Below are 15,185 nucleotides of genomic sequence, written 5' to 3'. Positions count from 1 at the left end.
TGAATAATTATGGCGTATGACGCCGAGTTAGATTTAATTATGGAAGCGTCCGTGGAAAAAACCCCTAACAGGCTGAACGTATCATTTATCCGTGGCTTTCAGAATTGAATCTAAATCAAGGAATAGCCATAATTATTAAGAACATAATACGAGCCAGTATATGTTATGAATAATTTTGGCGTATGACGCCGAGTTAGATTTAATTATGGAAGCGTCCGTGGAAAAAACCTCTCCCCCCATTATTGACACACCCATACACTCCTGCTAAAACTCCTATTCTTGACTCCTTTACCAATAACACATGTATCTATTATTTCAAACCCTGCTTTTAAAATAGTAGCTGAGATATCTTCACAATGAACAAACACTACTTTTTTAGCAATTTTTTTAGCACTATTTATAATTGTTAGTTTAGTTTCATTATCTGAATAATAATATAGTCCATAAGGCATATCTATAATGGCCACGTCATACAACTCTGTGATATCTTTAATATCTCCACAGCTTACAACCTGTGGATAATTAAAATACTTTAGATTAACATTAGCATGTTTAGCTACCAAATAGTTAATATCTCGTCCCACAATATTGTAGCCAGCAAACAAAGCCTCTAACAACACTGTTCCTATACCACAGCAAGGATCTATTAGTTTTTTAGAAAAGTCTGCCTCACTAGCAATATTAACTAAAGCCTTAGCAGTGGTTATATTTAATGAAGCGGAATAATTATAGGGCTTGTGTTTATGATGTCGCCAAACACCTTTATCTTGATTTAAAACTCCAAAATACCAACTGCCTTGATACTCAGTTATTCCTAAAACTATATCTGGTTCAGTGAATTTTGGGTAACCAATAATATGTAAACCAATTTGTTTGCAATAGCTTTTTCTACTGTGATAACTTGGGCACAAAGTCGATAAAACAACATATTCAACTTTAAAATCATGGTAATTATACTTAGCGTTTTTAATAGTGGTTAGTAAATCGGAAAAAGAGTTAGCCTTATGTAGAATTATTAAACGGAGAGTTATAAATGGACTAATAGCTGGATCAACTTTTTTGATTGTTATAAATACTTGTTCTTTAGCATTTATGTTAAAGAGAGATTTAATCTCTAATTTACAAAGATCATGCTCATGGGCTTTATGTTTAACTTGGTAAAGATACTGTGTTGAACTTATCTCATTCATAAAATACCCCTTTATCCTAAATTGTTTAAAAATTAAACCTCATTATTTAAAATATAATAACAAACCTGTTTTACCCTTATTCAAAGTTTTAAGGGTTTAAACATTTAACAAACAGAAATAACCTAAGCTTTTATTAATCTACCACAAATGACACAAAGCACACGAAGAAAAGACTTTGCAGTAAATTTAATAAGTTAACACTATAGTACACATAAATATAGTTAAAGCTTTTAAAATTAAACTAATACTATTAATGTAACTTTATTTGGAAACCACAAAGACTAACTATGTTAAGTCAAGTGTTAAATTAAAATAATTTTGAACACACACTTAAATAAGAGTAGATTTCTACTCTTATTTTTTATACAGTATTTTAGTTTCCTAACTAGCTTTAAATATTACATTATTTCTAAGCAAGTGATATATTACTCTAATTAATTTTCTTGCAACATGAGATAGAGCAACGAAATAATGCTTACCCTCATTTAGTTTTTTATTGAGATAATCTTTAAACACTGAATCATACATAGCTACTGATCTAGCAGCACTAATTAAAGCTGCTCTAAGATAAGTTGAACCTCGCTTAACCATCTTGCCATTACCTTTGAATTTTCCAGATTGCTTAGTTGAAGGATCTAAACCAGCATAGGCCAAAAGTTTAGAAGGTGAACTAAAGTTATGAATTGAGCCTATCTCAGATAATATGATAGAGCCATACACAATTGAGATCCCTGGTATTGAGAGTATTGGTGAATCAAGCCCTGTCATCATGCCTTTAATTTCTTGCTCGATATTCTTGATTCTTTTCTGACATGCTTGTACTTCTTCTATGCTATATACTAAGTCCATCTCATGTGACTTACAAACTACACCAATAGAGTTTTGAGCTAGTTTTTTTATTTTTATAGCTGTATCTTTTGTATATTTCCCATTAGAATTTTTGGTTAATATATTGGTTAACTTAGTGAGGTGTGCGTTTTTTAGAGACTCAGCAGATGGGTATTCCTTTAGTGCTTCATACATTGATTTTTGATGTATTGAAGGGAAATTTTGCTTTAGTTCTGGAAAGGTACAGCTTAGGATTCTTGTAATAGATATTTTATGAGAACTGCATATTTTTACCCAGCGAGTTCTTATTCTTGTTAGAGATTTAATCTCGTTTATATGGTATGATATTGGGGTGTAGGGCTTGTGGTCTTCAGTGTGCAATATTTTGGCAATCATTTTTGCGTCTATCTTATCTGTTTTTGTTTTGCGAAGGGTCTGAGCTTTTCGATATAGGTTAGTGCTGAGTGGGTTTAGTACTACTAAGTTAAAGCCCTTTTCATACAGGTAGTTACGTATATTATTGCTATAATGCCCTGTAGACTCAAGTCCAATTTTTATCTTGCTCTTATTTACCTTTGGTATCTTGGATAATAGTTTTTCAAACCCTGCTTTATTATTGGCTATTGTAAATACTTCTTCTATTACTTCACCCTCAGAGTTAACAATAAAACAGTCATGTTTTGTACTCGCTACATCAATTCCTACATAGATCATTAATTGACCTTCTCCTTTCATTGATGCTGTTATTCCATCAGCTTTATGTTCTATATCCTTGCTAGAGATAAAACGTCTATGCGTTATCTAACTAATTAATAGTTGTAACATAAAGCTGTGGTTATGGTCTTTGTGAAATAGTCTAAGCTATAGAACACAAGTAATAATCCACAGCATCTGTTACTTTGATTATACGCTATATTTCTAATAGCTTAACCACTCTTTTATTATACAAGAACACTAAGAACACAAAGATGAAAACTTAATGGCTCGCTATAATTATTCTTACTTGATGTACTTCTACTAGCAATTATTATATATTATACTGCAATAATATCCTCTCTTAGAGTATCTCCTTGTGGTTTGTTGTAAAAAATTAAAAAAAATTATATTCAGTTATCAAGTTAGTTAAGTATTTCTTTCACTCTACCTACAATTCCACTTTCTAGTTTTACTTTTATGCCATGAGGATGTTTGGGTGATTTAGTAAGGATTTTTGCAACTACACCTTCGGTCAATTTACCAGATCGTTGATCTTGTTTTTGAACTAGCTTTACGGTTAGTCCTACTTTAATGTTTTCTCTTATAGTTCCACTCATATTGTTTATACCTGCTTATATTATTTTTTCAACATCTTTTTTTAAATAAATTCTACTTTATTATAACAATAGAAATAGCAAAATAACACTCTGTGAGTGTTATTTAAGTTAAATTTATAGTTTTTTGCTTATGTTATGTTTATTATTATATTAATGTAGAAATTATTAAACATCTTTAACTACACTGTTGAGAAAAAGCAGTGAATATATTATTTAGCTCTTTTTCAGTATACTGAACACGTAACTTTCTCTGTAGCTTTTGGTAGTATGGTAATCTTACATGAGAATACTGTTCAATTTTTTTTAAATATGTTTTTGTATACAGTTCTTTATTTTTAGATATGGCTTCGATTATCATCATTTTACAGCTATATTGAATGATTTCTTTTAGTTTTAAAGTCTCGCTAGTATATATTATTTTAGCTTGACTAAATACTACCTCAATATACCTTAATAATTTATTAGTTATTTCATTTAAATTACCTTTTGTTACTCTGTGTGAAAATATCGTTAAATTGTCACTAGCTAAATCCTCTTTAACATCTTGTAAGTCATCTATAAGCTGTAATAATAATCCATAAGAAAATAAAAACTCTTGCTCAGCTACACTTAAATTACCCTTTACTAAATAACCATCAGCCATCACTGATGTACCGCCTTTTTCAAAACTAATATTTAAAATTTCATTTTCACTTGGGGTATTCACAGCTTGCTGAAACATGCTTTTTTCTTGAGCAGCGTGAATTGCGATTAAGCTTTGAGAAACCTGAGGATATTTATGACTTGGAAATTCCTTTTTTATTCTTTGCACTAGTTTATAAATACACTCTTCAAGTTGGCTTTTAGGTTGAATCTTATCATCATATAACCATGCCTTAAACCTGTTATTAAACTCTTTTTTCTCTAGGCTAGTAATATTAACATCATCCAGATAATTATCACTATAAGGATATAACATGCTATATGAAAAAATAGAATCGGTCATCTTTACATCAATATTAAATAGTAACTGTATGCTGTTCATTATCCAAACATTTCTAATTGCCTGAAATATATCATAAAAATGCATATTAGAATCAAATTTTTTGACCTCTGCTATAAATTGCTCAGTGATATTAGCATAACCTTTACCCGAAAAAAACCTAATTAAGCTTTTATTTTTACCAATGATTTTGCTTTCTAGCTTTTCAATTAATGTAAAAATATTTGCACTCAATAAGTCTTTTTCACTTTGGCATTGGGGAATAATTTTAATTTTTTTAGCAAGTTTTTTACTACATTTTTCAATTTCACGCTCGTTTAAAAGCTTATTAAAATAGTTTATTTTGTAATTAAAATCAGGAAAATCACAGCTAGTATTATGCCATAGTGTTATATATGAAGATTTAAGATCCGTTAATTTCGAATTATCTGTTTTAATATTTTTTAAGCCCATTCTTATCGCACCCCAATATTAGCTTAGTAATTTATTACAAGCTCATTTTAAATATATTATTTAGTTAAAATCACCATTAATATAAAATTATCTATTAATATAAATATTACAATAACAACTGTATAAAATAAAAAATTATAGGTAGTAACATTATTTGAATTTTAACATAATAGAGTTTTATTATAGTTAGAATTTGATTAAAATAACATTAAAGAAATTTATAAAAAAGCAAAAGTTACACAATAACAAGAAAATTTTTTAAATAACTAATTAAGTACACTCTATAAATTATTACTCCGCAGCACCTTTATTAATTGTGATTTATATTTTAAAAGAGTGTAAAAACCCATAACAAAAAAACCCTTCTAAAAATTGAAGGGTTACCTAAATATTATTTATTCTATTTTAACCTAAGTAAGTAGCTAAGTTAAATGTGCACTAAGATAAATAATTTACTAAGTTGAGGTTCAGTACAATAAAATTTACTTAGTAATTTTTTTTATAATTTTATCGGCTTCCGATTGCGCTATAGTACCGTCTGCTATTTGCCTGTGATAGTATGATTTAACAGTATCAAGTAAATCTTGCTCTGATTCACAAGGACCAAAAACTTTTTCATTTCCTTTTTCATCTACCACTGTAATAATATAACTTGGGGCTGTTGTAATTTTAGCTTTATTAATTGGAGTAGAAACCATAGCTATATTTTGTTTGCCATTTACGGTTTTAGATACTTTTATACCCACTTTAATATCCTGTAAAGTTTTTTCATAACGCTGTAGAGCTTTATCAACACGCTGTTGAGTCCACACATACCAACCCTCAGTTGGATTCCAGCCTTTTTCACCAATTATCTGCTGTAGGTTTATTTTTTCTTGCTTTAACCATGTTTTGTATTCATCGTAAGTCCACCATACAATATTTGGTATTGTTCGAGCTCTTTTAGGGTCTTGGTTATACATAAATGTATCTCCATCATCTATACTTATTATAACTTGTGATACATCGGTGTTATATAAATCAGTAGCTAAACCATTTTTTTCAGCAAACTGAACACTTTTATTTGCTGTATTGACTGCTTTTTCTGAGACTGCAAAAACACTACCTGTTGCCATTGTGCCTATTAAAATCATAACCAAAACAATAGCTCCACATTTTTTCTTTGTTATATCCATAATAGAGAATATTCTTTTTTTCATGCCTTTAATTCCACCGTAAAAATTTGTGGCAAAAACAGTTTGCATTTTTGATTGATTTTTAATTACCCCAATAATAGTTTCACTATACTGCTGCCTATTAAGGAGATTGCTACCTTTTACTACTTCTGCATCACAAGAAATCTCACATTGATCAGCAATTGCCTTTGCCATTAAATAAACTACAGGATTAAACCAGTGAATGGCAGTTGCCATAAATACAAGACACTTATACCATAAATCCTTTCGTTTAAAGTGTACCAGCTCATGCCTTAAAATAAGCTGTAACTCATCTAAACTAAAGTTAGCTACTGGAAGTAAAATTACAGGCTTAACAAAGCCAATCATCATAGGACTTGTTATACAAGAACATATTTGAATTTCTATATTTTTAGATATTGCCATATCTTGCTTTATATTATGTAATAAACTAAGCAGTTGTGGATCTTTTACCTGCTCACTCCATCTGTTTGCCATTTTAATAAACTTGTAGTGTTTAAATATTTTAGATGTAACAAATAGTAGTGCCCCAACAATCCAAATAAATGCCACTATAGCAGACCAGTTAATAGTTGTAGTTTTTGGATATAACATATCAGAATAAGTATATAAACTTGCATTAGGCTCAGCAACTGTACGTGTGATAGTTATACCCTGCTGTACCTTAGTTGCAACAGGTATGGGATCTATTGTAAATATTGCGGTATTAAAATTAACTCGAAAGGGTATGATAAGCCCTACTATTATCACCAGCCAAGCGTAATAAATCCACTTTGCATCATATTTTTTTGATAGCCACGGAGTTGTAATAATGTAAATAAGAATAAGCACCGACATAGATATAGAGCAAGTTATTAATAAATTTATAAAGTACTGCATATCAGTTTCGCTGCTCTTTCACCCATTTCATTAGTTCCTCTATATCGCAATCACTAAGTTGTTTTCCATCATAAAAAGTATTAACAAAACTAAGAAATGAGTTTTCGTGATAAAGTTTCATAAAGTTTCCAGTTTCGAAGTTAAGATACTCTTCTTTGGAAACCACAGGAAAATATACTCTGTTTTTTCCTCTTTTTTCTGTGCTTAAATACCCTCTCTCTACTAACCTAAGCATTAGAGAAATAATTGTAGGGGCTTTCCACTTACGTTTTTGACCCAATTGCTCCATAACTATATTTGTAGTAATAGGGGGTTCATTAGCCCATACAACCTTCATAATTTCGAATTCTGTATTAGGCAGTTTTTTTAAATTACTCATTATTTAATCTCCTTTTAGACAAGTGACTATAATAACATTTTACACTTGTCAAAAATACATGTCAATAGTTTACAACTAAAAACCTATAAAGCTAATATTACAGTGTCTAAACCCCTCACTTTGCAGGTGAAGGGCTTTAATTTTGCAGATTGCTCTGTATGTTATACTGTTTTAGCTTTATTAACTTCTATTACTAAACCAAATTCTTTTAAATTCTCATTGGCCTCTTCTAATGTTAAAGAGCCATTTGCCACTTGTTCTTCACAGTATTTTTTAACTTCTTCACCTAAGGCTTCCTTAGTATCATAGGGTCCAAACTCAACAGTTTTACCACTATTTAAAATAAGGATACAAGCAAAGGATGATCTAGCTTTTATATGTTCTTTATCTGGCCAATATTCACCAACCATAGCAATAACACAATCATTATCACCAGCTACACATAACGGTTTTGATACTAGTTTACCATTTTTTATATCTTCTAATGTTTGCTCATACATACTAATAGCTTCATTTATCTTTTCTTGAGTCCATGTATACCAGCCATCAGTTGGATTCCAGCCTTTTTCACCAACTATATTTTGTAAATCAATCTTTTCCTGCTCAAGCCATGCTTTGTATTCCTCATAGCTGTAATACTCTAACTCAACAAGGGGATTATCTTTGTAATATTCAGCTTCATTTATCCATGTTTCTCCGTAATCTAAACTGACTTCTTCTTCACCATGTTTATTTAAGCGAGACATTATGATATTAGAATTTTCATCAATATTGTTTTTATCTTTTTCAAAACTATTAGCTGCAAATACTTCATTTGTTCCTATGGCACATATTAAAATTAAACTTAACAGCAATACTGCTGCTTTACTTATTGTTACATATTTAGTTGTTAAGTTTGTATGTTTCATTATTTTTTTTACCTCCAATAACTTAAATGCTAATAATGACTTGTACTACTGTTTGCTCTACAGGTTTACCCCCCCCACTCTTAGGTGAAGGGATTTTTGTTTCACATGTAAATGTTAAATAGTTTTAGAGTCTAGTGTTATATTATGATCTTTTAAAATTTCATTGGCCTCTTCTATTGTTAAAAAGCCATTTGCTACTTGTTCTTCACAATATTTTTTAACTTCTTCAGCCAAGGCCTCTGCAGAATCACAGGGGCCAAATTCAATCACTTCACCATTCTCTAAAGTAAGATAACTACCAAAGCTTGTTCCATAGTTGTCATTCTCACTAATAGAATGTCCATGCATAGATACAATACAGCTATCATCATCACCTTCAATTAAGGGCTTTGATAATAACATTCCATTTTTAATTTTTTCTAATAAGTCTTCATACAGTTTAATGGCTTCATCTGTATGCTCTTGGGTCCAGATAAACCAGCCATCAGTTTGATTCCAGCATCTTTCACCAAGCAGCTTTGGAAATTCTATCTTTTGCTGCTCTATCCATGCTTTATACTCCTCATAGCTATAATACTCAAAATCCATAAGTGGCATATCTTTAAGATAGTCGTCTCCATCAATCCAGGTTTCACCATTATCTAAACTGACTTCTGTTTTACCATCTTTTCCTGTACTGAATATACATGTACTTTGTTCGCCATTGTTTCTATCTTCATGTAAAGCATTAGCTGTAAATACTTCTCCAGCTGCAATGGCACATATTAAAATTAAGCTTAATAGCAATACAGCGGCTTTACTTATTGTTACATTTTTCATAAACAAGTTTTTTTGATTCATTATTTTACTTACCTCCAATAACTTAATGTTATTAATAATTTGCAATTTTAATCAGTTATTCAGTTTTGCATAAATATTTACTGTCTTTAATATATGTAACACTTTAAACCTCTAAGGCATTTATTTTCATCACCACCATTTTAGACAGCTGCCTATATTGATATTTTACATTTGCCTAATATTAATGTCAATAGTTATTGTTACTATTTTTTACTTTTGCCTAAAATAGCCCTTATTGTATTAAATAAAATAAGAGAGTTTACAGTTTTAACAGCTAATTACATACTAAATTCTTGAATTTAAATAATATTTATTCAATATTCACTAATATTATTTATGTGTATAATTACACTGCTTGGTAGCGATACTTATTACTAGAGAAAAACTATACTATATTGGTGTAAATGGTGATAATAATGAAAACAAAGCTTGATAAAAATATAGATTTTATTGTTAATGAACTAGGGGTCAAGAGCCCTGTAATTGTTAAAAACTTTTTTATCGGAAATAAAAATATCTTGAATGCAGCAATAATATATGTAAATGGCTTGATTAATAAAGACATTATAGATAGAGATATCTTAAATCCATTAATGCTTCACGTAAATGAAGATATCTTAAGAGAAACTACTGCAGAATATATCTGTAATAAATATGTACCAATGTCTAATACTGAAATAACAAATGATATATTACAAGTAATAGATTCTATAAAATCAGGAAAGACAGTTATATTAATAGAAGGAATAGAAGACTTTATTTTAGCTGGTACTATAGGTGGAAATTTTCGTTCTATAACTGATCCCCCATCGGAATCAGCTATTAGGGGTTCGAGAGAGGGTTTTGTAGAAAACTTAAAAACCAATATTAGCATAATGAGAAGAAGAATTAAGGATAATAAATTAGCAATAGAGAAGTTTAAGGTTGGAAAACGCTCTCAAACCGATTTAGCTCTTTTATACATAGAAGATATAGTAGATAAGGATGTATTAAATGAAGTCCGAAATAGAATAAACAGTATAGATGTTGATTATGTTAATGGAACACTAGAGCAATTTATAGAAGATAGTACTTATTCTATATTTCCACAAGTATATGGAACAGAACGACCTGATATAGTAAATGCCAATTTAATGGAAGGTAGAATTGCTATTTTACTAAACGGCAATTCTTATGTCCTTACAGTTCCAGCTGTCTTTATAGAGTTTTTTCAAGCAGTTGAAGATTATCATCAAAGAACAATAGTAGCTTCGTTTGCCCGCTTTCTTAGAATAATAGCAGTTATTATTGTAATAACATTACCATCTATCTATCTGTCTCTTTTAAGCTTTAATGTTGAGCTTATTCCAGTAAAATTTGTTAATCCAATTGTAATGTCAAGAGAAGGTATAGCATTATCACCTTTTCTTGAAATATTGTTAATGGAAGTAGTTGTAGAGTTTTTAAGAGAAGGAGGGCTCAGATTACCTCCTAAAGTAGCTACTACCTTAAGCATTGTTGGAGGTATTATCATAGGAGATGCTGTTGTTACATCTAAAATCGCTAGTCCTACTACTTTACTGATAATTGGAGTATCTGTGGTGGCTTCATTTTTAATACCTAATTATGACATGTCACTTAGCATAAGATTTTTAAGATTTCCTATGTTAATACTTGCTAATACATTGGGTTTTTTAGGTATAGCTACTGGTTGCTTTTTCTTAATAGTTCATCTTTTTTCCCTTGAGAGTTTTAAAGTGCCGTATCTTTCATTTAGTCGTAGTGATTTAAAGGATGTATTTATAAGAGCTCCGTTATGGATGATGAATAAAAGGCCTAAGGCTATTCCAAATAATAATGAAAATAGACAGGGAACGAAAAAGCATGAATAATCAAAAAAAACAGCTTTTAACTGCAAATCAACTATTTTTTTTGTTAATAGGTTTTTCTGTTGGACCTGCTTTTTTAAGGTTTCCTAATGCTGTTGTAGAAACAGCAGGCCAGGATGGCTGGATTGCTGCAATAATAGGACAATTATATCCGACATTTGTTGTTCTTATAGGCATCTATTTTATGAAAAAACACCCCAAGGAAAATATACTTGTCTTAAGTGAAAAATACTTTGGTCGTATATTAGGAAGCATATTAAATTTTATTTTTATGTTACAGTTTTTGCTCATTACTTTAACTGTTACCTCAGATTTTGTTAATCTCGTTAGAACTTATATTGTAGATTTTTTATCTCCAATTAAGGTTATTATTATTGGGATTTCTTTAGCAGCGTTTACAGCTTATAAGGGATTAAAGGTTTTAGGAAAAACAAATGAACTAATTGGTTATAGCTTTTTAGTAATATTATTTTCATTAGCAGCTTTAAACGATGGAGAGATAATAAATATTAAACCTGTTTTTGGCTCGGGTTTTTCAAATATTATAAGTACTGCTAGAGAAACTACTTATTTTTATACAGGCTGGGAATCCTTGCTTTTATTTTATCCCTATGTAAAAGACACTAAGTCCTCAATAAAAGCCTCGATAAAGGCCTTAGCAGTAGGTGCAGTAATATGGGTGTGGATTGTTTTTATAACAATAGTATATTTAGGTATTGATTTAGTACCTAAAAGTTATTGGTCTTTTATAATGGTTTATGAAAGCATACACATACCAATTATTAATAATTTTAGATACGTATTAATGTTTGTATGGATTTTAATAATTTTTAAATGTATCGCTAATTTTTATTTTGCTTCTGCTTTTAGCATAAAGCAATTCGTTAAAATAGAAACAAAAAAAATATGCATATATATTTATCCTCTAATGATTTATTTATCATTACAACTCTCAAATAATCTATTAAAGGAAAAAATATTGGAATTTGCATCTCCGGCTTTTATCATTTTTAATTTTATATTTCTTAGTTTAACAGCTTTGTTAATATTAATAAAATCCAAATTAAAACCAAATTCAAAAACAAATTAGGAGGCATTTATGAATAAAAAAATAAAAAAATATGGTGTCATTCTCATTATTTTAGCAGTTATCTACCTCTATTTTGGTTTTGAAAAAGATTTTTTGCCTATTGAGGAGTTGGATATTCCTTCGGGGGTTGGAATTGATTTAGTTTTAGATGAGTTAGGTAATATTGAGTATAGTGTACCTATTTCTTTTTATAATTACGGTGAAGAAGAAAAAATAAGTAGTTTAACACACACAGGATATGGTAGTACTATTCCCGAAACCAGAGAAACAAGACAGCTGATTTCTAGTAAAAAAATGATATTAGGTATTGAAAGAGTTTTAATGTTTAGTGAAGATGCCTCAAGGGCTGGTATAAAAAGCTATTTGGAAATATTTTTTAAGAATCCCAATATAAATGATACCGCACTTGTATCGATATGTAAGGGTAAGTGTGAAGATATTTTAAATTATAAAGTACCAGAGTATCCTAGTGCTGCTGATTATATAGCAGGTATATTAGAGCATTCTACTGAATTTAATTTTTTTTCACATAAATATATTCTTAGTGATGTATTTATTTGTATCGCTTCTGAAGGAAAAAATATTGCTTTACCATATATTGAAGTAAAAGATGACAAACTTCAAATTACGGGTATGGCATTATTTAAGGAAGACAAAATGGTTAAAAAATTAGATATGGATCAGGTAAAAGTAATGAATATCCTAAGAGAAAATAATGTTAAAGGTATGCTTACATTGCAATCAAATCTCAAAGAGTATATCGGCTATTTTGCAAAAACAAAACGAAAGGTAAAATGCGAAAAAAAAGATGAAACATATACTTTTTTCATTGATTTATCTTTTAATGGAGACATAATAGATAATTCTTTGTTTGATGGTATTCATAAAGACGAAGATACTATGAAAAAATTTGAGAAGAATATGAAAGAACATGTAGAAAAAATCTGTAATGATTTTATAACAGATATGCAACAAAATTTAAAGTTTGATTGTCTTAGATTAGGCCACGTTGCTGCAGCTAAATATGGACGACATACAGGTGTTGATTGGAATGAAATAGTTTGTAAATCCACTATAAAAGTTAATGTTAAGATTAAGGTAGATAAAATGGGAAGAGGCGATTATTAGTATCCTCTCCAACATCATTAAATTAACTAAAGGTATATTTTATATAATTTATTTATTAGGGGCTGTAACTTTATATGTTAAAAACAGCTCCTATAATTAATAGTGATTGTTTTAATTATTAACTTCGTGAGCTATCAATAAATAACGAAATGTTAGGTCACATTTTCTTCTTTTACCTTTCCAGTTCTCTTCTAGCATTAATCCACTATAGGCTCCCCAAACCTTAAAAACTTTATGTTTAACAGGTAAATCTAGTATTCCATTATTGTTTAAAACTTTATTGGTAAGCTGATTAAATAAAACATTTAGCCTATTTATTTTTGATACTACCCCTAATTTGCTAAATAATATCATAATAGATATGAATTGATACCACTCAAAATCGGTATAAGCTGTTAAGTCTTTTGAAAAATCAAGCTTAGACATTGTGGCAGGGGCTATGCGCTGACTTTTGTGTTTAATATATATGGTTGGTAGAGGAGAAAGTAAAATTAAGTTTTTTATAGCTTTTGTTACAATATTAATATTTTCACTACTTCTCCAGGAGTTTGTATAAGCCAAAAGTCTTAATTGATATAAATCTGGTAATGCCTTACTCTCTTGTACAAAATATTGACCTTTTTTTAAATCTGAGAATTCTTTGATGTCTTTAACAACTGCTAGATATTTCATACGTTCTAAAGCAATAGCTATTGAGGAATTTTGAATATTATCATTAGCTCTATTAAAAAGTGCTAATAATCCATCTCTTTCATAATCAGAGCCATATAATCCTTTATTGGGGCAAAATATGTCCCAACTGCTATAAGATCTATTATAGTCTTCTCTGTTTAAAGATGCTAATGCTTTAAAAATAAAAGGCTCCGATATTTTTAAGCCAGTTTCTGCTAAAAATCTTAAGGCAACTTCCATAGCTTTTGAGCTTTGAATCTTCACATTTACAGGCAACCAACCACCATGAAAAGCGTTGCCAAAATAGCCATCTTCTTGTTGCCAACTTATTAACTCTAAAACCCGAGGGTCATTTAAAATTAATTTACGATACTGCTCGTAATTATCTTTTTTAAGAATTTCTTTTTCTACTCTATATTTTATAATACAGCCGGCATTATTCATTAAATAGTCAATACTATTCTGAGATAAGTGCATTTTAATACTCCTTATAACTAGTTAACAAGCCTGTTAATGGTTCTTATTTATTAAGCTAAAATTAGGACTTATGCTAATTATTATATCAAAAATTAATCAATTAGTGGTATAATTTTCTAATATTTACTTTTGCTTAATTGATATAGTTGTTTTTTAATCACAATGATACCTCAGTTTTTGTTGGTAACTCAATATCTAAAAAACTTGTTCAAAATAACACCACCCGTTAAACGAGTGGTGTTGTTTTGTAACGTATCTTGAGTTCAACTCTAAAGCCTATAAGTGTAGGGAATCACCACTGTGTGATTCCGTTTTCTTATAAACACTCTTATTTTATGTGGCTGTGTTTACAAAAAATAGCTATTTAATTAACTGCTGCAAACTCCTTATTACTGCTGATGTAATAAAATAAATACCCATAGCTGAGGGCATTTTAGCAACTAACAGTAAAGACATTACAACAGGCATAGCGACTGTTTGGATAGATAGTTTTGCAACATTAACACTTTTTAAGATATTGAACTGCGCTAAAATATTAGGTAGCAGCTGAACTATAATATACAAAATAGGTAATATAAAATACGGATCGGGTAATGTTAATGAACTAACCCATGGTAATAGTTTGGTGCTTGTATCTACAATATTTTTAGTAAATAGCCTATACATAACTATAAATATAGGTAGCTGTAAAAACATTATTAAACAGCCTGAATAAGAGCTAGTACTTGTTTGATAAAGCTTTTGCAGTTCTTCATTCATTTTTACTTCATCATTTTTATATTTTTCTTTAATTTTATTGGCTTTATCTGATAAATCCTTCATGGAATTCATAGATTTCTGCTGTTTTATTGTTAGTGGCAATAAGAGCAGGTTTATTGTTATGGTTACTAATACAATAGTTAAACCATAATCGTGGGTAAGGTTATTAACAGTATCAATTACTGTTTGAAATAAATTTGTTATCATTAAGTTTGTCTCCTTT

The 15,185-nt window shown here is 29.7% G+C and carries 13 protein-coding genes; 3 read left to right on the top strand and 10 right to left on the bottom strand.

Features of this window, described 5'->3' with window-relative positions; translation table 11 throughout:
- Nucleotides 1-239: 239 nt before the first annotated feature.
- From IMX26_RS15615 to IMX26_RS15580, 8 genes are all read right to left on the bottom strand, one after another.
- Complete coding sequence (locus tag IMX26_RS15615; RefSeq protein WP_195159284.1) at nt 240-1,190, bottom strand: SAM-dependent methyltransferase; 951 nt, start codon at nt 1,188-1,190, stop codon at nt 240-242.
- Nucleotides 1,191-1,571: 381 nt separating this feature from the next.
- Nucleotides 1,572-2,753, bottom strand: coding sequence for an IS110 family transposase (locus IMX26_RS15610; RefSeq protein WP_243259194.1), 1,182 nt, complete (start codon nt 2,751-2,753; stop codon nt 1,572-1,574).
- A 383-nt stretch (nt 2,754-3,136) separates the two neighbouring features.
- A complete protein-coding gene (locus IMX26_RS15605) occupies nt 3,137-3,331 on the bottom strand; it encodes a YwbE family protein (protein WP_195159283.1) in 195 nt (64 codons plus the stop codon).
- A 175-nt stretch (nt 3,332-3,506) separates the two neighbouring features.
- The gene (locus IMX26_RS15600; protein ID WP_195159282.1) at nt 3,507-4,766 is read right to left on the bottom strand and encodes a hypothetical protein; all 1,260 of its coding nucleotides are present in this window, start codon (nt 4,764-4,766) and stop codon (nt 3,507-3,509) included.
- A 482-nt stretch (nt 4,767-5,248) separates the two neighbouring features.
- Nucleotides 5,249-6,841 carry a M56 family metallopeptidase gene (locus tag IMX26_RS15595; RefSeq protein ID WP_195159281.1) on the bottom strand — a complete coding sequence of 531 codons (1,593 nt, stop codon included), beginning with the start codon at nt 6,839-6,841 and terminating at the stop codon, nt 5,249-5,251.
- Between the two features lies 1 nt (nt 6,842).
- Nucleotides 6,843-7,220 carry a BlaI/MecI/CopY family transcriptional regulator gene (locus IMX26_RS15590; RefSeq protein WP_195159280.1) on the bottom strand — a complete coding sequence of 126 codons (378 nt, stop codon included), beginning with the start codon at nt 7,218-7,220 and terminating at the stop codon, nt 6,843-6,845.
- Nucleotides 7,221-7,381: 161 nt separating this feature from the next.
- Complete coding sequence (locus IMX26_RS15585; protein WP_195159279.1) at nt 7,382-8,128, bottom strand: hypothetical protein; 747 nt, start codon at nt 8,126-8,128, stop codon at nt 7,382-7,384.
- 114 nt (nt 8,129-8,242) lie between these two features.
- Nucleotides 8,243-8,968 carry a hypothetical protein gene (locus tag IMX26_RS15580; protein ID WP_195159278.1) on the bottom strand — a complete coding sequence of 242 codons (726 nt, stop codon included), beginning with the start codon at nt 8,966-8,968 and terminating at the stop codon, nt 8,243-8,245.
- A 416-nt stretch (nt 8,969-9,384) separates the two neighbouring features.
- Between IMX26_RS15580 and IMX26_RS15575 the strand changes: the two genes are divergently transcribed.
- The 3 genes from IMX26_RS15575 to IMX26_RS15565 are packed head-to-tail and all read left to right on the top strand — an operon-like array spanning nt 9,385 to nt 13,054.
- Nucleotides 9,385-10,839, top strand: a complete 1,455-nt coding sequence (locus IMX26_RS15575; protein ID WP_195159277.1) for a spore germination protein — start codon at nt 9,385-9,387, stop codon at nt 10,837-10,839.
- Nucleotides 10,805-11,926 (top strand): GerAB/ArcD/ProY family transporter, encoded by a 1,122-nt coding sequence (locus IMX26_RS15570; protein ID WP_195159276.1) that lies wholly within the window; start codon nt 10,805-10,807, stop codon nt 11,924-11,926. The genes IMX26_RS15575 and IMX26_RS15570 overlap by 35 nt, the downstream gene beginning before the upstream one ends.
- Before the next feature lie 9 nt (nt 11,927-11,935).
- Nucleotides 11,936-13,054 (top strand): Ger(x)C family spore germination protein, encoded by a 1,119-nt coding sequence (locus IMX26_RS15565; protein WP_195159275.1) that lies wholly within the window; start codon nt 11,936-11,938, stop codon nt 13,052-13,054.
- 111 nt (nt 13,055-13,165) lie between these two features.
- Here the strand turns inward: IMX26_RS15565 and IMX26_RS15560 are convergent, their stop codons facing one another.
- Entirely contained in the window at nt 13,166-14,203 is a 1,038-nt protein-coding gene (locus tag IMX26_RS15560) for a hypothetical protein (protein ID WP_195159274.1), read from the bottom strand.
- A 360-nt stretch (nt 14,204-14,563) separates the two neighbouring features.
- Complete coding sequence (locus IMX26_RS15555; RefSeq protein ID WP_195159273.1) at nt 14,564-15,169, bottom strand: YidC/Oxa1 family membrane protein insertase; 606 nt, start codon at nt 15,167-15,169, stop codon at nt 14,564-14,566.
- Nucleotides 15,170-15,185: the final 16 nt, after the last annotated feature.

The sequence above is a fragment of the Clostridium sp. 'deep sea' genome (genome assembly GCF_014931565.1).
Taxonomy (GTDB): domain Bacteria; phylum Bacillota; class UBA994; order PWPR01; family PWPR01.
The sequence above is the reverse complement of the archived record's forward strand: the minus strand, read 5'-3'. Positions and strand labels throughout refer to the sequence as shown.